Origin of the sequence: Burkholderia sp. AU15512 (genome assembly GCF_002223325.1) — a bacterium.
GTDB lineage: Bacteria > Pseudomonadota > Gammaproteobacteria > Burkholderiales > Burkholderiaceae > Burkholderia.
In genome coordinates this window covers 14,180-33,399 of the sequence record NZ_NKEX01000004.1, presented here as the reverse complement: position 1 = coordinate 33,399, position 19,220 = coordinate 14,180, and the positions used below count along the sequence as shown (strand labels likewise).

Here is a 19,220-nt window from a genome sequence, read left to right as displayed (position 1 = left end):
GGCGCAGCAGCGCCGCAAGGCGCCCGTGCCGCGTGCGGGCGCGCCATCCGATTCCGATCCTGATCCTGGAGCGACCCTCACCATGAAAGCCATCGAAATCACCGAGTTCGGCGCCCCCGACGTGCTGAAGCTTGCGGAGCGTCCGCGCCCCGAACCGAAGCGCGGCGAAGTGCTGATCAAGGTGGCGGCTTCCGGCGTGAACCGGCCCGACGTGTTCCAGCGCAAGGGCGCCTATGCGCCGCCGCCGGGTGCGTCGGATCTGCCGGGCCTCGAGGTCGCGGGCGAGATCGTCGGCGGCGACCTGTCCGACGCCGCTCAGAACCCGTTCGGCCTGAAGCTCGGCGATCGCGTGTGTGCGCTGCTCGCGGGCGGCGGCTATGCGGAATATGCGGTCGCGCCGCTGCCGCAATGCCTGCCGGTGCCCGACGGGCTCACCGATATCGAGGCCGCGTCGCTGCCCGAAACGTTTTTCACGGTGTGGAGCAACGTATTCGACCGCGCGCAGCTCGGCGCGGGCGAGGGCGGCGAGCAGGAAACGCTGCTCGTGCAGGGCGGCTCGAGCGGCATCGGCGTGACGGCGATCCAGATCGCGCATGCGCTCGGCTTTCGCGTGTTTGCGACGGCCGGTACTGCCGACAAGTGCCGCGCGTGCGAGGCGCTCGGCGCGGAGCGTGCGATCAACTACAAGACGGAAGACTTCGTCGAGGTCGTGAAGTCGCTGACGCACGATCGCGGCGTCGACGTGATCCTCGACATGGTGGCGGGCTCGTACGTGCCGCGCGAACTGTCCGCGCTCGCGGATGGGGGGCGCCTCGTGCTGATCGCGCTGCTCGGCGGCGCGAAGGCCGACGTCAACCTGGGCGAGATCCTGCGTCGCCGGCTGACCATCACGGGTTCGACGCTGCGCCCGCGTCCGGTCGAATTCAAGGCGCAGATCGCTGCGCAATTGAAGGCGCGCGTGTGGCCGCTGCTCGCCGACGGCCGCATCAAGCCGGTGATCTATCGCGTATTGCCGGCGGCGGATGCCGCGCAGGCGCATGCGCTGATGGAAAGCAGCGAGCACACCGGCAAGATCGTGCTCGATTGGGGTACGAACGCCTGACGGCCCATGCGGCCGGGCTTGACATGCGCGGTTTGACCGGTTCAAGCCGCGCGCAGTAAAATCGCCGGTTTGCTTCGCCAGATCAAACCTGACGGCCGGTTTCCGGCGCGTTAATGACCAAGCGGTGACGAGACAGACACGATGTCGAAACAGAGAACTAAGCGTGTGATCGGCAACTGGAAGATGCACGGCCGGCTGGCCGGCAACCAGGGGTTGCTGAACGAAGTGGTGCAGGGCGCGGGCGCGGTGGCGGCCGAAACGTCGGTCGGCGTGTGCGTGCCGTTCCCGTATCTCGCGCAGGTTCAGGCGCAGCTCGACGGCGGCCGTGTTGCCTGGGGCGCGCAGGACGTGTCGGCGCACGAGCAGGGCGCGTTCACCGGTGAAGTCGCGGCTGCGATGGTCGCGGAGTTCGGCGCACGCTATGCGATCGTCGGTCACTCGGAGCGCCGCGCGTATCACGGCGAACGCAACGAGACGGTCGCGGCGAAGACGCAGCGCGCGCTCGCGGCGGGGCTCACGCCGGTCGTGTGCGTCGGCGAGACGCTCGACGAGCGTGAGTCGGGCGCGACCGAGCAGGTGGTCGGCGCGCAGCTCGACGCAGTGCTGGCCGTGCTGACGGCCGACGAGGCTGCGCGCATCGTCGTCGCGTACGAGCCGGTCTGGGCGATCGGCACGGGCAAGAGCGCGACGTCGGCGCAGGCGCAGGACGTGCACGCGTTCCTGCGTGCGCGTCTCGCGGCAAAGGGTGCGGCGGACGTGTCCGTGCTGTACGGCGGCAGCGTGAAGCCGGACAACGCGGAAGAGCTGTTTGCGCAACCGGACATCGACGGTGGCCTGATCGGCGGCGCGTCGCTGAAGGCGGAAGATTTCCTGGCGATCTGCCGGGCCGCGCGCTGAGCGGTCCGAGATCGAATTGAACCATGACGGCGGCCGGTCGGTCCGGTCGCCTGATCCATTCGGGTGGGTGTGATGCTGTTATTCAAGACGCTGATTATTGTGGTGCAGGTGCTGTCTGCACTGGGTGTGATTGGTCTCGTGCTGTTGCAGCACGGCAAGGGTGCCGACATGGGCGCTGCATTCGGCAGCGGCGCGTCGGGCAGCCTGTTTGGTGCAACGGGCTCGGCGAACTTCCTGTCGCGTACGACGGGCATTCTCGCGACGATCTTCTTCGTCGCGACGCTCGCGCTGACGTACCTCGGTTCGTACAAGTCGACGCCGTCGGCGGGCGTGCTGGGTGGGGTCGCGACCGCACCGGCATCGGCGCCTGCGGCATCGGCGCCGGCCGTCGCGGCATCCGCTGCCGCAGGTTCGGCTGCAAGCGCGCCGGGCCAGGACGTCCCGAAATAAAAAGTTAAATTTTTTGCGATTGTGCGTTGAACAAATCTCGAAGTCGGGTTAGAATTTAATTCTTGAAGCGATTCGCGGGAAACAAGTAGTTACAACCCCGGTTGCATGCAGTGCCGACGTGGTGAAATTGGTAGACACGCTATCTTGAGGGGGTAGTGGCGAAAGCTGTGCGAGTTCGAGTCTCGCCGTCGGCACCAAAGTTACTCAATGCCAGCCGCTTCTAGTGGCTGGCATTTTTCATTTCTGGGGTGTGCTTGCGGTTGTCTTGCGATCGCCTGCACTCCGAAATGATTCCTTCCGCCGGAAGTGGTATTCTCCGGACGCTCAGAACCAACCGATAGAGGATTGCCTTGAACCTCGCAGCCTATTACCCCGTCTTGTTGTTCCTCCTCGTGGGCACTGGTTTAGGTATAGCGCTGGTCAGCATCGGCAAGCTCCTTGGTCCCAACAAGCCGGACGTCGAGAAGAACGCACCGTACGAGTGCGGCTTCGAAGCCTTTGAAGACGCCCGGATGAAATTCGACGTCCGGTACTACCTCGTCGCCATCCTGTTCATCATCTTCGATCTCGAAACCGCATTCCTGTTTCCGTGGGGCGTCGCGCTCCGGGATATCGGCTGGCCGGGTTTCATCGCAATGATGATTTTTCTGCTCGAATTCCTGCTGGGCTTTGCCTATATCTGGAAGAAAGGCGGCCTCGACTGGGAGTGATGGGTTAATCGCCGGTTTGCATGGGCGGCCACGCTCGGTCGCTCGTCTGGAGTGGAAAGCAAATGAGTATCGAAGGGGTCTTGAAGGAAGGGTTTGTCACCACGACGGCTGACAAGCTGATCAACTGGACGCGTACCGGCTCGCTGTGGCCGATGACGTTCGGGCTCGCGTGTTGCGCCGTCGAAATGATGCATGCGGGCGCGGCCCGTTACGACCTGGACCGGTTCGGCGTCGTGTTCCGCCCGAGCCCGCGCCAGTCGGACGTGATGATCGTCGCCGGCACGCTCTGCAACAAGATGGCGCCCGCGCTGCGCCGCGTGTACGACCAGATGGCCGAGCCGCGCTGGGTGATCTCGATGGGGTCGTGCGCGAACGGCGGTGGCTACTACCACTACTCGTACTCGGTGGTCCGCGGCTGCGACCGGATCGTGCCGGTCGACGTCTACGTGCCGGGCTGTCCGCCCACGGCCGAGGCGCTGGTCTACGGCGTGATCCAGCTTCAGGCGAAGATCCGCCGCACCAATACCATCGCCCGTCAATAAAGCCCCGAGCGTCCCCTCAATATGGCAAGCAAAATCGAGACCCTCAAGGCAAACCTCGAAGCCGCGCTCGGCGCGCGCGTGGTGAGCCTCACCGAAGCGATCGGTGAACTGACGCTCGTCGTGAAGGCGAGCGATTACCTCGAAGTCGCAAAGATGCTGCGCGACGATCCGAAGCTCCGTTTCGAGCAACTGATCGACCTGTGCGGCGTCGACTACCAGACCTTCGGCGACGGCGCCTACGACGGCCCGCGTTTCGCGGCCGTGTCGCACCTGCTGTCGGTCACGAACAACTGGCGCCTGCGCCTGCGTGCATTCGCGCCGGACGACGACCTGCCGATCGTGGCATCGCTGGTCGACATCTGGACCTCCGCGAACTGGTACGAGCGCGAAGCGTTCGACCTGTACGGCATCGTGTTCGAAGGCCACCCCGACCTGCGCCGCATCCTCACCGACTACGGCTTCATCGGCCACCCGTTCCGCAAGGACTTCCCGGTGTCGGGCTATGTCGAAATGCGTTACGACCCGGAAGAGAAGCGGGTCGTGTACCAGCCGGTGACGATCGAGCCGCGCGAAATCACGCCGCGCGTGATCCGCGAGGATCGCTATGGCGGTCTGAAACATTAAGGGGGCGTCATGGCAGAAATCAAGAACTACACGCTCAACTTCGGCCCGCAGCACCCGGCAGCGCACGGCGTGCTGCGCCTCGTGCTCGAGCTCGACGGCGAAGTCATCCAGCGTGCCGATCCGCACATCGGCCTGCTGCACCGCGCGACGGAAAAGCTCGCGGAATCCAAAACGTTCATCCAGTCCGTGCCGTACATGGACCGTCTCGACTATGTGTCGATGATGGTCAATGAGCACGGCTACGTGCTCGCGATCGAAAAGCTGCTCGGCATCGAAGTGCCGGAGCGCGCGCAGTACATTCGCGTGCTGTTCGACGAAATCACGCGCGTGCTCAACCACCTGATGTGGATCGGCGCGCACGCGCTCGACGTTGGCGCGATGGCCGTGTTCCTGTACGCGTTCCGCGAGCGTGAAGACCTGATGGACGTGTACGAAGCGGTGTCCGGCGCCCGGATGCACGCGGCGTACTATCGTCCGGGCGGCGTCTATCGCGATCTGCCTGACGCAATGCCGCAATACAAGGCGTCGAAGATTCGCAACGAGAAGGCGCTCGCGAAGATGAACGAAGCGCGCAGCGGCTCGGTGCTCGACTTCATCGACGACTTCTTCACGCGCTTCCCGAAGTGCGTCGACGAATACGAAACGCTGCTCACCGACAACCGGATCTGGAAACAGCGTCTGGTCGGGATCGGCGTGGTCAGCCCGGAACGTGCGCTGCAGATGGGCCTGACGGGCCCGATGCTGCGCGGCTCGGGTATCGCCTGGGACCTGCGCAAGAAGCAGCCGTACGAAGTGTACGATCGCATGGATTTCGACGTGCCGGTCGGCGTAAACGGCGATTGCTACGACCGCTATCTGGTGCGCGTCGAAGAAATGCGCCAGTCGATCCGCATCGCGAAACAGTGTATTGAGTGGCTCCGCAAGAATCCGGGCCCCGTGATGACGGACAATCACAAGGTTGCACCGCCGTCGCGCGTCGGCATGAAGACCAACATGGAAGACTTGATTCACCACTTCAAGCTCTTCACCGAAGGTTTCCATGTGCCGGAAGGCGAAGCGTACGCGGCGGTCGAGCATCCGAAGGGTGAGTTCGGCATCTACCTCGTGTCGGATGGTGCCAACAAGCCGTATCGCCTCAAGATTCGCGCACCGGGTTTCGCGCACCTGGCGTCGCTCGACGAAATGGCGCGCGGTCACATGATCGCCGACGCCGTCACGATCATCGGTACGCAGGACATCGTGTTCGGCGAAATCGATCGCTAATGGTTAGCGCCGCCCGCGAGAGCGGGCGGCGAGCAGCAAGTCACACGCGATGCGCGCTGAACCGGCGCGGCTTCGCAAGCTGTCAACAGAGTGAGCGCCAGGTCTGCCGTCCATGCACCCCAGTGTGCGGCAGGTTGTTCGTTCGGTAGGAATTGAAAGAGTCGTGTCTGAAAATGATCTCAGCTGAAGGCCTGAAGGAAATCGATCGAGCGTTGACGAAGTATCCCGCCGATCAGAAACAGTCCGCCGTGATGTCGGCATTGGCCGTTGCTCAGGAAGAGCACGGCTGGCTGTCGCCCGAACTGATGCAGTTCGTCGCGGACTATCTCGGCATGCCGGCCGTTGCCGTGCAGGAAGTCGCGACGTTCTACACGATGTACGAGCTCAACCCGGTCGGCAAGCACAAGATCACGCTCTGCACGAACCTGCCGTGCCAGCTCGGCCCGGACGGTGGCGCGGAAGCGACTGCCGACTACCTGAAACAGAAGCTGGGCATCGGCTTCGGCGAGACCACGCCCGACGGCAAGTTCACGCTGAAGGAAGGCGAATGCATGGGCTCGTGCGGCGATGCGCCGGTGCTGCTGGTGAACAATCACAGAATGTGCAGCTTCATGAGCCGCGAGAAGATCGACCAGCTGCTTGAGGAGCTCTCGAAATGACGTCCCTCCACGACCGTCACATCAAACCGCTGATCCTCGCTGGTCTGAACGGCGAGAACTGGCATCTCGAAGATTACGTCGCGCGCGGCGGCTACAAGCAGCTGCGCCGCATTCTCGAAGAAAAGATTCCGCCCGAGCAGGTGATCGCCGACGTCAAGGCGTCGGGCCTGCGCGGCCGTGGCGGTGCGGGCTTCCCGACCGGCCTGAAGTGGAGCTTCATGCCGCGCCAGTTCCCGGGGCAGAAGTACCTCGTCTGCAACTCGGACGAAGGCGAGCCGGGCACGTTCAAGGATCGCGACATCCTGCGCTGGAACCCGCACGCGCTGATCGAAGGCATGGCCATCGGCGCGTACGCGATGGGCATCACCGTCGGGTACAACTACATCCACGGCGAAATCTTCGAAGTGTATCGACGCTTCGAAGCCGCGCTCGATGAAGCGCGCGCCGCGGGGTTCCTCGGCGACAACATCATGGGCTCGGAATTCTCATTCCAGCTGCACGCGCACCACGGTTACGGCGCGTACATCTGCGGCGAGGAAACGGCGCTGCTCGAGTCGCTCGAAGGCAAGAAGGGCCAGCCGCGCTTCAAGCCGCCGTTCCCGGCGAGCTTCGGCGTGTACGGCAAGCCCACCACGATCAACAACACCGAGACGTTCGCCGCGGTGCCGTTCCTGCTGTCCATCGGGCCGCAGAATTACCTCGAGATCGGCAAGCCGAACAACGGCGGCACGAAGATTTTCTCGGTGTCGGGCGACGTCGAGCGTCCTGGCAACTATGAAGTGCCGCTCGGCACGCCGTTCGCGACGCTGATGGAGCTCGCCGGCGGGATGCGCGGCGGCAAGAAGATCAAGGCCGTGATTCCAGGCGGTTCGTCGGCGCCGGTGATCCCGGGCGACATCATGATGCAGACGGATCTCGACTACGATTCGATCGCGAAGGCGGGCTCGATGCTCGGGTCCGGCGCGGTGATCGTGATGGACGAGACGCGCTGCATGGTGCGCTCGCTGCTGCGCCTGTCGTACTTCTACTACGAGGAATCGTGCGGCCAGTGCACGCCGTGCCGTGAAGGCACCGGCTGGCTGTATCGCGTCGTGAACCGTATCGAGCACGGCGAAGGCCGCCAGGAAGATCTGGACCTGCTGAACTCGGTGGCCGAGAACATCATGGGCCGCACGATCTGTGCGCTCGGCGATGCGGCGGCGATGCCGGTACGCGGGATGCTCAAGCACTACTGGGACGAATTCGCGTACCACGTCGAGCACAAGCACTGCATGGTCGGCGGCCACGCGCACGCGGCGGCAGCCTGAAGCGAACCCGGTTGCGGAATTTGAGCGCACGGTCGGGCGAAGGCGCGAACGGGCGGAAATAGGTTAAGGACCATTCACCATCATGGTTGAACTTGAAATAGACGGCAAGAAGGTCGAGGTGCCCGAAGGCAGCATGGTGATCCAGGCTGCGCACAAGGCGGACAAGTACATTCCTCACTTCTGCTATCACAAGAAACTGTCGGTTGCGGCCAACTGCCGGATGTGTCTCGTCGAAGTCGAGAAGATGCCGAAGGCCGTGCCTGCCTGCGCGACCCCCGTGTCGGCCGGCATGATCGTCCATACGCAATCCGACAAGGCCGTGAAGGCGCAGCAGTCGGTGATGGAATTCCTCCTCATCAACCACCCGCTCGACTGCCCGATCTGCGATCAGGGCGGCGAATGCCAGCTGCAGGATCTGGCGGTCGGTTACGGCAAGTCGTCGTCGCGTTACGCGGAAGAGAAGCGCGTGGTGTTCCACAAGAACGTGGGCCCGCTGATCTCGATGGAAGAAATGTCGCGCTGCATCCACTGCACGCGCTGCGTCCGCTTCGGCCAGGAAATCGCCGGCGTGATGGAGTTCGGCATGCTGGGCCGCGGCGAGCACTCGGAAATCACGACGTTCGTCGGCAAGACGGTCGATTCCGAAATGTCGGGCAACATGATCGACCTGTGCCCGGTCGGCGCGCTGACCAGCAAGCCGTTCCGCTACAGCGCCCGTACGTGGGAACTGTCGCGCCGCAAGTCGGTGAGCCCGCACGATTCCGTCGGCGCGAACCTCGTCGTTCAAGTGAAGAACAATCGCGTGATGCGCGTGCTGCCGTTCGAGAACGAAGCCATCAACGAATGCTGGATCTCGGACAAGGATCGCTTCTCGTATGAAGGCCTCAACAGCGAAGAGCGCCTGACGAAGCCGATGCTGAAGCAGGGCGGCCAGTGGATCGAGACCGACTGGCAGACCGCACTCGAATACGTCGCGAAGGGCCTGAAGGGCATCGCCGCGGATCACGGCGCGAACGCGCTGGCGATGCTCGCGAGCGCGCACAGCACGGCCGAAGAGCTGTTCCTCGTGAAGCAGCTCGCCAACGAACTGAAGACGCCGAACGTCGACTTCCGTCTGCGTCAGCAGGATTTCTCGGCGCCGGTTCAGGGCGCACCGTGGCTCGGGATGCCGATCGCCGACCTGTCGAACGTGGACGCCGCGTTCGTCGTCGGTTCGTTCCTGCGCCGCGACCACCCGCTGTTCGCCGCCCGCCTGCGTCAGGCCGCGAAGAACGGCGCGAAGCTGCATTTCCTGCACGCAACCGGTGACGACGCCCTGATCCCGACCGCGCAGCGCATCGTTGCCGCACCGTCGGCATGGCTCGACCAGCTGGCCGGCATCGCAGCGGCCGTCGCGCAACTGCGCGGCGTCGCACTGCCCGACACGCTCGCGGGCGTCACGGCATCGCCGGCCGCGCAGGCTGTCGCCCAGTCGCTCGCGAACGGCGAACGCCGCGCGGTGCTGTTCGGCAACGTCGCGGTCCGCCATCCGGAATTCGCGAAGCTGCACGCCGTTGCCAAGTGGATCGCCGACAACACCGGCGCCACGTTCGGCTTCCTGACGGAAGCGGCGAACACGGTCGGCGCGCACGTCGTCGGCGCACTGCCGGGCGAAGGCGGCCTGAACGCGCGCGAAGCGTTCGAGCAGCCGCGCAAGGGGTACGTGCTGCTGAACGTCGAGCCGGAATTCGACACCGCCGATCCGGCGCAGGCGCTTGCCGCGCTGAACCAGGCCGAGATGGTCGTCGTGATGTCGCCGTTCAAGCACGGCCTCGACTACGCCGACGTGCTGCTGCCGGTTGCGCCGTTCACGGAAACGGCCGGTACATACGTGAATGCGGAAGGCACCGTGCAGAGTTTCAACGGCGTCGTGCGCCCGCTCGGCGACACGCGTCCGGGCTGGAAGGTGCTGCGCGTGCTCGGCAGCCTGCTCGGCCTGCCGAACTTCGAATACGAGACCGCGGAAGAAGTGCGTCTCGCCGCGCTCGGCGACGCCGGCGTCGCGAGCCGCCTGTCGAACCAGACGTCGGTCGCGCCGGTGCGCGTCGCGGCGAATGCCGCGAACGGCGGCTTCGAGCGCCTGGCCGATGTGCCGATCTATCACGCCGACGCACTCGTGCGCCGCGCAGGGGCACTGCACCTGACGGCCGCCGCGAAGGCGGCGAATGCCGCAGCGCTGCCGGCCGCGCTGTTCGACAAGCTGGGCTTGAAGGAAGGCGACGCGGTGCGCGTGCGCCAGGGCGAGCGTGCGGTGCAGTTGCCGGCCGTGCGCGACGCGAATCTTGCGGAGACCGTCGTTCGCGTGTCGGCGGCGACGCCTGCCGGCGCAGCGCTCGGCAGCCTGTCCGGTGAACTGGTGGTGGAGAAGGCGTAAATGAGCTTGTTCGATACGATCAACGCGGGCGGGTCCCAGCTTCTCGGCTTCGCATGGCCGACGGTGTGGGCAATCGTGCGCATCCTCGTCGTCTCCGTCGTCATCCTGCTGTGCGTCGCGTACCTGATTCTGTGGGAACGCAAGCTGATCGGCTGGATGCACGTGCGTCTCGGCCCGAACCGCGTCGGCCCCGGCGGCTTGCTGCAGCCGATCGCCGACGTGCTGAAGCTGCTGCTGAAGGAAGTCATTCAGCCGAGCGCCGCCAGCCGCTGGCTGTACCTGATCGCGCCGGTGATGACCGTCGTGCCGGCGTTCGCCGTGTGGGCCGTGATCCCGTTCCAGGCCGAAGCGGTCCTCGCGAACGTGAACGCGGGCCTGCTGTACGCGATGGCGATCTCGTCGATCGGCGTGTACGCGGTGATTCTCGCCGGCTGGGCATCGAACTCGAAGTACGCGTTCCTCGGCGCGATGCGCGCCGCGGCACAGATGGTGTCGTACGAAATCTCGATGGGCTTCGCGCTGGTGCTGGTGCTGATGACGGCCGGCAGCCTGAACCTGTCGGAAATCGTCGGTTCGCAGCAGCACGGCTTCTTCGCGGGCCACGGCGTGAACTTCCTGTCGTGGAACTGGCTGCCGCTGCTGCCGGCGTTCGTCGTGTACTTCATCTCGGGCATCGCCGAAACGAACCGCCACCCGTTCGACGTGGTGGAAGGGGAGTCGGAAATCGTTGCCGGTCACATGATCGATTACTCGGGCATGGCGTTCGCGCTGTTCTTCCTCGCCGAGTACATCAACATGATCGTGATCTCGGCGCTGACCGCGACGCTGTTCCTCGGCGGCTGGGATGCACCGTTCGAATTCCTGTCGTTCATTCCGGGCATCTTCTGGCTGGTGCTGAAGATATTCGCGCTGCTGTCGGTGTTCATCTGGGTTCGCGCGACGTTCCCGCGTTTCCGTTACGACCAGATCATGCGCTTGGGCTGGAAGGTGTTCCTGCCCGTCACGGTGGTCTGGGTGGTCGTGGTCGGCTTCTGGATGATGTCGCCGCTCAACATCTGGGTGAAGTAATCGGACGAAATCATGAGCGCAATCCAACACTTCTTTAAGACCTTCTTCCTGACCGAGCTGCTGCAGGGGCTCGCGCTGACCGGCCGTTACACGTTCAAGCGCAAGGTCACCGTGCAGTTCCCGGAAGAAAAGACGCCGATTTCGCCGCGTTTCCGCGGACTGCACGCACTGCGCCGCTACGAAAACGGCGAAGAGCGCTGCATCGCGTGCAAGCTGTGCGAGGCCGTGTGCCCCGCGATGGCGATCACGATCGAATCGGAAACGCGCGCGGACAACACGCGCCGCACGACGCGCTACGACATCGACCTGACGAAGTGCATCTTCTGCGGTTTCTGCGAAGAGAGCTGCCCGGTCGATTCGATCGTCGAGACGCAGATTCTCGAGTACCACGGCGAAAAGCGCGGCGACCTGTATTTCACGAAGGAAATGCTGCTCGCGGTGGGCGATCGCTACGAGAAGGACATCGCCGCGGCGAAGGCTGCCGACGCGCCGTATCGTTGATTGTGTTTGCAGTGCCGGCCCGAAGCCAGGGCCGAGCCGCCGCGACGGGTGCGGCACGCGAGAGCGTCCCGCAAGCCGCGCCTGACTATGGCCTAACGATGAACCGGTAATCATGGAATTCACGACCGTACTGTTCTACATCTTCGCGCTGCTCCTGGTGGTATCAGGGCTGAAGGTGATCACTTCGCGCAACCCGGTGGCGTCTGCGCTTTTCCTTGTGCTGGCGTTCTTCAACGCCGCCGCGATCTGGATGCTGCTGGAAGCGGAGTTCCTCGCGATCCTGCTGGTGCTGGTCTACGTGGGCGCGGTGATGGTGCTGTTCCTGTTCGTCGTGATGATGCTGGACATCAACATCGACTACCTGCGCCGCGACTTCAAGCGCTTCGTCCCGATGGCGACCGTGGTCGGCGCGATCATCGTGATCGAAACCGCACTGATCCTGTGGCGCGGCTACGGCGACACGCAGACGGTGCATGCGATGGCGACGGGCGAGATGGCCAACTGGTCGAACACGCGCCTGATCGGCAAGGTGATCTACACCGACTACATCTTCGCGTTTGAAATCGCCGGCCTGGTGCTGCTGGTCGCGATCATTGCCGCGATCGGGCTGACCGAGCGCAAGGGCAAGGACAGCAAGCGCCAGCGCGTGTCGGATCAGGTCAAGGTACGCCGCAACGATCGCGTGCGCCTCGTGAAGATGGACGCGGAAAAGCCGCAGCCGGAAACGGCGCAGAGCGAAGCCGGTTCGGGCACCAACGGCTAAGCGGAGGAAAAGAAAACATGCTGACTCTTGCTCATTACCTCGTGCTCGGCGCGATCCTCTTTGCGATCGCGATCGTCGGGATTTTCCTGAACCGCCGCAACGTCATCATCATCCTGATGTCGATCGAACTGATGCTGCTGGCGGTGAACACCAACTTCGTCGCGTTTTCGCATTACCTCGGCGACGTGCACGGCCAGATCTTCGTGTTCTTCGTGCTGACCGTCGCCGCAGCGGAAGCCGCGATCGGCCTCGCGATTCTGGTGACCCTGTTCCGTAAGCTCGACACGATCAATGTCGAGGATCTCGATCAGCTCAAAGGTTAATTTCAGGCAACGCTGTTATGTCAACGACACTCAATGAAAACCTGCTGCTGGCGATTCCGCTCGCTCCGCTGGCCGGCTCGCTGATTGCGGGGCTGTTCGGGAACGCAGTCGGGCGCAAGGGCGCACACCGGATCACGATCCTCGGCGTAATGATCGCGTTCCTCCTGTCGGCGAAAGTCTTCTTCGACGTGATGGGCGGCGCAAGCTTCAACGCGACCGTCTACGAATGGATGAACGTCGGCTCGCTGAAGCTCGAAGTCGGCTTCCTCGTCGATTCGCTGACCGCGATGATGATGGTCGTCGTGACCTTCGTCTCGCTGATGGTGCACGTGTACACGATCGGCTACATGGCGGAAGAAGACGGCTACCAGCGCTTCTTCTCGTACATCTCGCTGTTCACGTTCTCGATGCTGATGCTCGTGATGAGCAACAACTTCCTGCAGCTGTTCTTCGGCTGGGAAGCGGTGGGTCTGGTGTCGTACCTGCTGATCGGCTTCTACTTCACGCGTGAGAGCGCGATCTACGCGAACATGAAGGCGTTCCTCGTGAACCGCGTGGGCGACTTCGGCTTCCTGCTCGGCATCGGCCTGCTGCTCGCATTCGCCGGCTCGATGAACTACGGCGAAGTGTTCGCGAAGCGCGCGGAACTCGCGAGCCTGCACTTCCCGGGCACCGACTGGGGTCTGCTGACCGTAGCCTGTATCTGCCTGTTCATCGGCGCGATGGGCAAGTCGGCACAGTTCCCGCTGCACGTGTGGCTGCCGGACTCGATGGAAGGCCCGACGCCGATCTCCGCGCTGATTCACGCGGCGACGATGGTGACCGCCGGCATCTTCATGGTGTCGCGCATGTCGCCGCTGTTCGAGCTGTCGGATACCGCGCTGTCGTTCATCACGGTGATCGGCGCGATCACGGCGCTCTTCATGGGCTTCCTCGGCATCGTCCAGAACGACATCAAGCGCGTGGTCGCGTACTCGACGCTGTCGCAGCTCGGCTACATGACCGTCGCGCTCGGCGTGTCCGCTTACCCGGTCGCCGTGTTCCACCTGATGACGCACGCGTTCTTCAAGGCGCTGCTGTTCCTCGGCGCAGGCTCGGTCATCATGGGCATGCACCACGACCAGGACATGCGCAACATGGGTGGCCTGCGCAAGTACATGCCGATCACGTGGATCACGTCGCTCGTCGGTTCGCTCGCGCTGATCGGCACGCCGTTCTTCTCGGGCTTCTACTCGAAGGACTCGATCATCGACGCGGTGAAGCTGTCGCACCTGCCGGGTTCGGGCTTCGCGTACTTCGCGGTCGTCGCGAGCGTGTTCGTCACGGCGCTGTACTCGTTCCGCATGTACTTCCTGGTGTTCCACGGCGAAGAGCGCTTCCGCAAGCCGAAGCATCCGGAATCGCCGATGGGCATGGCGGCTGCGCACGGCCACGACGACCACGGCCATGGCCACGGTCATGACGACCACGCGCACGAACCGCACGAGACCCCGTGGGTCGTGTGGGTGCCGCTGGTCCTGCTGGCGATCCCGTCGGTCATCATCGGCGCGTTCGCGATCAGCCCGATGCTGTTCGGCGACTTCTTCCAGCACGGCGTTGCATTCGACAAGGTGATCTTCATCGGCGAAAACCATCCGGCCCTGGCCGAGATGGCCGAGGAGTTCCACGGCTGGGTGGGCATGGGCCTGCACTCGGTGTCGGGCCTGCCGGTCTGGCTCGCGCTCGCCGGTGTCGTTGTCGCGTGGTTCCTGTACCTGAAGCGTCCGGAACTGCCGGCGTCGATCCGCCGCGCGTTCGGCCCGATCTACACGCTGCTGGACAACAAGTACTACATGGACAAGATCAACGAAGTGGTGTTCGCCCGTGGTTCGGTGGCGATCGGCCGCGGCCTGTGGAAGGAAGGTGACGTCGTGGTGATCGACGGCCTCGTCAACGGCAGCGCCCGGTTCATCGGCTGGTTCGCCGGCGTGATCCGCTTCCTCCAATCCGGTTACATCTATCACTACGCGTTCGCCATGATCATCGGCATGCTGGGGCTCCTGACCCTGTTTGTAACGCTCGGCGGCAAATAAGGCGGGGGACAACTTAATGCACGCTTTTCCGATTCTCAGTACCGCGATCTGGCTGCCGATCGTTTTCGGCCTCCTCGTGCTTGCGGTGGGTAACGACAAAAATCCGGGGACGGCCCGCTGGATCGCGCTGATCGGTTCGCTGCTCGGCCTGGCGGTCACGATCCCGCTGATCACGGGCTTCGACTCGAGCACGGCTGCGCTGCAGTTCGTCGAGAAGTCGACCTGGATCGAACGCTTCGACATCGCGTATCACCTCGGCGTCGACGGCATCTCGATGTGGTTCGTCGTGCTGACCGCGCTGATCACGGTGATCGTCGTGATCGCCGCATGGGAAGTGATCACCGAGAACGTCGCGCAGTATCTCGCGGCGTTCCTGATCCTGTCCGGGATCATGATCGGCGTCTTCTCGGCGGCCGATGGCCTGCTGTTCTACGTGTTCTTCGAAGCGACCCTGATCCCGATGTACATCATCATCGGCGTGTGGGGTGGCCCGAACCGCGTGTATGCGGCATTCAAGTTCTTCCTGTACACGCTGGCCGGCTCGCTGCTGATGCTGGTCGCGCTGATCTACCTGTACACGGAAACGCATTCGTTCGACCTCGCGACGTGGCAGAACGCCAAGATCGCGATGACGCCGCAGATACTGTTGTTCATTGCGTTCTTCCTCGCGTTCGCGGTGAAGGTGCCGATGTGGCCGGTCCACACCTGGCTGCCGGACGCGCACGTGGAAGCGCCGACGGGCGGCTCGGTCGTGCTGGCTGCGATCATGCTGAAGCTCGGCGCATACGGTTTCCTGCGTTTCTCGCTGCCGATCACGCCTGACGCGAGCCATTTCCTGGCACCCGTCGTGATCACGCTGTCGCTGATCGCGGTGATCTACATCGGCCTCGTCGCGATGGTGCAGGCCGACATGAAGAAGCTGGTCGCGTATTCGTCGATCGCACACATGGGCTTCGTCACGCTCGGCTTCTTCATCTTCAACCAGCTCGGCGTCGAAGGCGCGATCATCCAGATGATCTCGCACGGCTTCGTGTCGGGCGCGATGTTCCTCTGCATCGGCGTGCTGTACGACCGCGTGCACTCGCGCCAGATCGCCGACTACGGTGGCGTCGTCAACGTGATGCCGAAGTTCGCGGCCTTCGCGATGCTGTTCTCGATGGCCAACTGCGGCCTGCCGGGTACGTCGGGTTTCGTCGGCGAGTTCATGGTGATTCTCGCGGCCGTCCAGTACAACTTCTGGATCGCATTCGGCGCGGCATTCACGCTGATCCTCGGTGCTGCCTACACGCTGTGGATGTACAAGCGCGTGTACTTCGGCGCGGTGGCGAACGATCACGTTGCCAAGCTGAAGGACATCGGCCGTCGCGAATTCCTGATGCTGGCCGTGCTTGCCGCGTTCACGCTGCTGATGGGCCTGTATCCGAAGCCTTTCACCGACGTGATGCACGTTTCCGTGGAAAACCTCCTCTCCCACGTCGCGCAGTCGAAGCTGCCGCTGGCCCAGTAATCGCGAGCGGAGGAACTCAAGATCATGCAAAACGCCCCTATGAATGTCCTGTTGCCTGACGCGCTGGTGCTGGCCGCCATCGTCGTCGCATGGCTGAACGACACCTTTACCGGCGCCTCCGGCCGCCGCCTGACTTATCTGATCGCGGTCGTCTCGTCGGTCGTCGCCGGCGTGTGGTTCGCGGTGCAGGCACTCGACCCGCAGCAGTACTACTTCTTTTCGAAGATGGTCGTCGTCGACTCGTTCGCGAGCATGATGAAGGCTGTCGTGTCGTTCGGTTTCGCGGTCTCGCTCGTCTATTCGCGCAAGTACCTCGAAGATCGCGACATGTTCCGCGGCGACGTGTTCCTGCTCGGCATGTTCTCGCTGCTCGGTCAGCTGGTCATGGTGTCGGGCAACAACTTCCTGACGCTGTACCTCGGTCTCGAACTGATGTCGCTGTCGCTTTACGCCGTCATCGCGTTGCGCCGCGATGCCGCGCAGTCGAGCGAAGCCGCGATGAAGTACTACGTGCTGGGCGCGCTCGCATCGGGCTTCGTGCTGTACGGCATCTCGATGCTGTACGGCGCGACCGGCTCGCTCGAGCTGGGCGAGGTGTACAAGGCGGTCGGCGGCAACACCGACGCAGCCGTGCTGATGTTCGGCGTGGTCTTCATCGTCGCCGGTATCGCGTTCAAGCTCGGCGCCGTGCCGTTCCACATGTGGGTGCCGGACGTCTACCAGGGTGCGCCGACCGCGATGACGCTGTTCGTCGGCGGCGGCCCGAAGGTTGCCGCGTTCGCGTGGGGCCTGCGCTTCCTGGTGATGGGTCTGCTGCCGCTCGCACAGAACTGGCAGACCGCGCTCGTGATCCTGGCCGCGTTGTCGCTGATCGTCGGCAACATCACGGGTATCGTCCAGCGCAACATCAAGCGGATGCTTGCGTACTCGGCGATCTCGAACATGGGCTTCGTGCTGCTCGGCCTGCTCGCGGGCATCGTGAAGGGCGACGCGACGGCACCGGCGAATGCATACAGCTCGGCGATGTTCTACGCGATCGTCTACCTGATCACGACGCTCGGCTCGTTCGGCGTGGTGATGCTGCTCGCACGCCGCGATTTCGAAGCCGAAACGATCGACGACTTCAAGGGCCTCAACAAGCGCAGCCCGGTGTTCGCGTTCGTGATGATGGTCATGATGTTCTCGCTGGCCGGTATTCCGCCGACCGTCGGCTTCTACGCGAAGCTCGCCGTGCTCGAGGCGACCGTCAACGCGGGCCTCACGTGGCTGGCCGTGCTGGCCGTGATCACGTCGCTGTTCGGCGCGTTCTACTACCTGCGCATCGTGAAGCTGATGTACTTCGATGCACCGCAGGATACGACGCCGATTTCGGGCGATTTCTGCAAGCGCACGATCCTCGTGCTGAACGGCCTCGCGGTCGTCGCGCTCGGCCTGATCCCGAGCCCGCTGCTGACGGCCTGCCTGCAGGCAATTCGTCACACGCTGCCGCTGTAATGTCGGCAGCCGGCTGGTTTATCGTGCTGTTGGCGCTCGTCTGCGCCAACCTGCCGTTCCTGAACCAACGCCTCTTCGCCGTCGTGCCGTTCGGCACGGCGAAGAAGAGCGGGTGGGTGCGGATCGGCGAGCTGATCGTGCTGTACTTCATCGTTGGCGCGCTCGGCTTCTGGCTCGAGTCGCGCGCCGGCAACCGCTTCGAACAGGGCTGGCAGTTCTACGCGATCACGTTCAGTCTCTTCATCGTGTTCGCGTTTCCCGGCTTCACGTTCCAGTATCTCGTCAAACGACGCTGACGGCTCCGGCCGTCCGTCGCGCTCAATTTTGGAGCCGCCGATGGCCGAACTACCCAATCACGACGCCGCACTGACCGAAACCTGCCTCGAAAGCGAGGCGATCTTCGACGGCGCGTTCCTCAAGCTCAAGCGCGATACCGTCCGTCTGCCGGATGGCAAGAAAGCCACGCGCGAATACGTCCAGCATCCGGGCGCGGTGATGGTGATCCCGCTGTTCGACGACGGCCGCGTGCTGATGGAAAGCCAGTATCGCTACCCGATCGGCAAGGTGATGGCCGAATTCCCGGCCGGCAAGCTCGATCCGAACGAAGGCGCGCTCGCATGCGCGGTGCGCGAACTGCGCGAGGAAACCGGCTACACGGCACGCGAGTACGTATTCCTGGCCCGGATTCATCCGATCATTTCCTATTCGACCGAATTCATCGACCTGTACCTGGCGCGCGGGCTGACGGCCGGCGAACGCAAGCTCGATGAAGGCGAATTCCTCGAGACCTTCATTGCGACGCAGGCCGACCTTCAGGAATGGGTGCGCACGGGCCAGATCTCCGACGTGAAGACGATCATCGGCACGATGTGGCTCGACAAGGTGCTGTCCGGGACGTGGCCGCTCGGGCCGGTCCTGACGCCCTGAGCGCAGCGTCAGCGGCGGGTGGGGCGCCGCGTTACAATCCGGTGACGCGGCGCCACGCCGTCGCGCGATCGATATTTAGCACGACCGTTCACAAAACCGCTTTTTGCGCTACACTCGCCACACGCCCTGATTCAGCATGAAGGTCCTCGATTTACAGTGCCCGCACGGTCATCGGTTCGAAGGCTGGTTCGCTTCCGCCGATGAATTCGAAGCGCAGTTGTCCCGCAAGCTGGTCGAATGTCCGGTGTGCGGAACGACCGAGGTCAACCGTCTGCCGTCGGCGCCGCGCCTGAACCTGTCGGGCGCGACGCAGGCCCAGCCGGTCGATTCGCGTGCACTGCAGGCGCAGGTAATGCGTGCGCTGCGCGAGGTGCTGGAGAAAACCGAGAATGTGGGCGAGCGCTTCGCCGAGGAAGCGCGGCGCATCCATTACAACGAGGCGCCGGCACGCAGCATTCGTGGCGTCACGACGCCTGAAGATGCGCAATCCTTGGCCGAAGAAGGCATCGACGTGATGCCGCTGCCGATTCCTGCCGCGCTCAAAGAACCGCTGCAATGACATTGCAGTGAGTCCTTGCCGGGCCGGACGGCTGCGGAC

Annotated in this window: 20 protein-coding genes and 1 tRNA gene; all 21 read left to right on the top strand. The window is 63.7% G+C overall.

Annotated elements, in window-relative coordinates:
- Positions 1-82: 82 nt before the first annotated feature.
- Positions 83-1,102 carry an NAD(P)H-quinone oxidoreductase gene (locus CFB43_RS12700; RefSeq protein ID WP_089495330.1) on the top strand — a complete coding sequence of 340 codons (1,020 nt, stop codon included), beginning with the start codon at positions 83-85 and terminating at the stop codon, positions 1,100-1,102.
- A gap of 141 nt (positions 1,103-1,243) precedes the next feature.
- Positions 1,244-1,999 (top strand): triose-phosphate isomerase, encoded by a 756-nt coding sequence (tpiA, locus tag CFB43_RS12695; protein ID WP_089495329.1) that lies wholly within the window; start codon positions 1,244-1,246, stop codon positions 1,997-1,999.
- A 72-nt stretch (positions 2,000-2,071) separates the two neighbouring features.
- Positions 2,072-2,449, top strand: coding sequence for a preprotein translocase subunit SecG (secG, locus tag CFB43_RS12690; RefSeq protein WP_011352700.1), 378 nt, complete (start codon positions 2,072-2,074; stop codon positions 2,447-2,449).
- A gap of 112 nt (positions 2,450-2,561) precedes the next feature.
- Positions 2,562-2,646 (top strand) — tRNA-Leu (locus CFB43_RS12685).
- Between the two features lie 153 nt (positions 2,647-2,799).
- On the top strand, positions 2,800-3,159 hold the full coding sequence (locus CFB43_RS12680; RefSeq protein WP_006398798.1) for an NADH-quinone oxidoreductase subunit A: 360 nt from the start codon (positions 2,800-2,802) through the stop codon (positions 3,157-3,159).
- Between the two features lie 62 nt (positions 3,160-3,221).
- Positions 3,222-3,701, top strand: a complete 480-nt coding sequence (locus CFB43_RS12675; protein ID WP_006398799.1) for a NuoB/complex I 20 kDa subunit family protein — start codon at positions 3,222-3,224, stop codon at positions 3,699-3,701.
- Between the two features lie 21 nt (positions 3,702-3,722).
- Positions 3,723-4,325: an NADH-quinone oxidoreductase subunit C gene (locus tag CFB43_RS12670; RefSeq protein ID WP_043188849.1), complete on the top strand. Its 603-nt coding sequence runs from the start codon at positions 3,723-3,725 to the stop codon at positions 4,323-4,325.
- A gap of 9 nt (positions 4,326-4,334) precedes the next feature.
- The gene (locus CFB43_RS12665; RefSeq protein ID WP_006478265.1) at positions 4,335-5,588 is read left to right on the top strand and encodes an NADH-quinone oxidoreductase subunit D; all 1,254 of its coding nucleotides are present in this window, start codon (positions 4,335-4,337) and stop codon (positions 5,586-5,588) included.
- A 173-nt stretch (positions 5,589-5,761) separates the two neighbouring features.
- Positions 5,762-6,247, top strand: coding sequence for an NADH-quinone oxidoreductase subunit NuoE (gene nuoE / locus CFB43_RS12660; protein WP_006750460.1), 486 nt, complete (start codon positions 5,762-5,764; stop codon positions 6,245-6,247).
- Positions 6,244-7,554, top strand: a complete 1,311-nt coding sequence (gene nuoF, locus CFB43_RS12655) for an NADH-quinone oxidoreductase subunit NuoF (RefSeq protein ID WP_006478267.1) — start codon at positions 6,244-6,246, stop codon at positions 7,552-7,554. Before nuoE ends, nuoF begins: the two co-directional genes overlap by 4 nt.
- Before the next feature lie 82 nt (positions 7,555-7,636).
- Positions 7,637-9,967, top strand: a complete 2,331-nt coding sequence (gene nuoG / locus CFB43_RS12650; protein ID WP_089495328.1) for an NADH-quinone oxidoreductase subunit NuoG — start codon at positions 7,637-7,639, stop codon at positions 9,965-9,967.
- On the top strand, positions 9,968-11,035 hold the full coding sequence (gene nuoH / locus CFB43_RS12645) for an NADH-quinone oxidoreductase subunit NuoH (RefSeq protein WP_011352696.1): 1,068 nt from the start codon (positions 9,968-9,970) through the stop codon (positions 11,033-11,035).
- Between the two features lie 12 nt (positions 11,036-11,047).
- On the top strand, positions 11,048-11,536 hold the full coding sequence (gene nuoI, locus CFB43_RS12640; RefSeq protein WP_011352695.1) for an NADH-quinone oxidoreductase subunit NuoI: 489 nt from the start codon (positions 11,048-11,050) through the stop codon (positions 11,534-11,536).
- Between the two features lie 112 nt (positions 11,537-11,648).
- A complete protein-coding gene (locus CFB43_RS12635; RefSeq protein ID WP_089425978.1) occupies positions 11,649-12,299 on the top strand; it encodes an NADH-quinone oxidoreductase subunit J in 651 nt (216 codons plus the stop codon).
- Between the two features lie 17 nt (positions 12,300-12,316).
- The gene (nuoK, locus tag CFB43_RS12630) at positions 12,317-12,622 is read left to right on the top strand and encodes an NADH-quinone oxidoreductase subunit NuoK (RefSeq protein ID WP_006478272.1); all 306 of its coding nucleotides are present in this window, start codon (positions 12,317-12,319) and stop codon (positions 12,620-12,622) included.
- Between the two features lie 17 nt (positions 12,623-12,639).
- Positions 12,640-14,694, top strand: a complete 2,055-nt coding sequence (gene nuoL / locus CFB43_RS12625) for an NADH-quinone oxidoreductase subunit L (protein WP_011352693.1) — start codon at positions 12,640-12,642, stop codon at positions 14,692-14,694.
- A gap of 16 nt (positions 14,695-14,710) precedes the next feature.
- Entirely contained in the window at positions 14,711-16,201 is a 1,491-nt protein-coding gene (locus CFB43_RS12620) for an NADH-quinone oxidoreductase subunit M (protein ID WP_021162817.1), read from the top strand.
- 39 nt (positions 16,202-16,240) lie between these two features.
- On the top strand, positions 16,241-17,695 hold the full coding sequence (nuoN, locus tag CFB43_RS12615; RefSeq protein WP_039370611.1) for an NADH-quinone oxidoreductase subunit NuoN: 1,455 nt from the start codon (positions 16,241-16,243) through the stop codon (positions 17,693-17,695).
- Positions 17,695-17,991 carry a DUF2818 family protein gene (locus CFB43_RS12610; RefSeq protein WP_011352690.1) on the top strand — a complete coding sequence of 99 codons (297 nt, stop codon included), beginning with the start codon at positions 17,695-17,697 and terminating at the stop codon, positions 17,989-17,991. Before nuoN ends, CFB43_RS12610 begins: the two co-directional genes overlap by 1 nt.
- A gap of 40 nt (positions 17,992-18,031) precedes the next feature.
- Positions 18,032-18,622, top strand: a complete 591-nt coding sequence (locus tag CFB43_RS12605; protein ID WP_089495327.1) for an NUDIX domain-containing protein — start codon at positions 18,032-18,034, stop codon at positions 18,620-18,622.
- A 136-nt stretch (positions 18,623-18,758) separates the two neighbouring features.
- Positions 18,759-19,181, top strand: coding sequence for a DUF1178 family protein (locus CFB43_RS12600; RefSeq protein WP_046544753.1), 423 nt, complete (start codon positions 18,759-18,761; stop codon positions 19,179-19,181).
- The last annotated feature ends 39 nt before the right edge of the window (positions 19,182-19,220 follow it).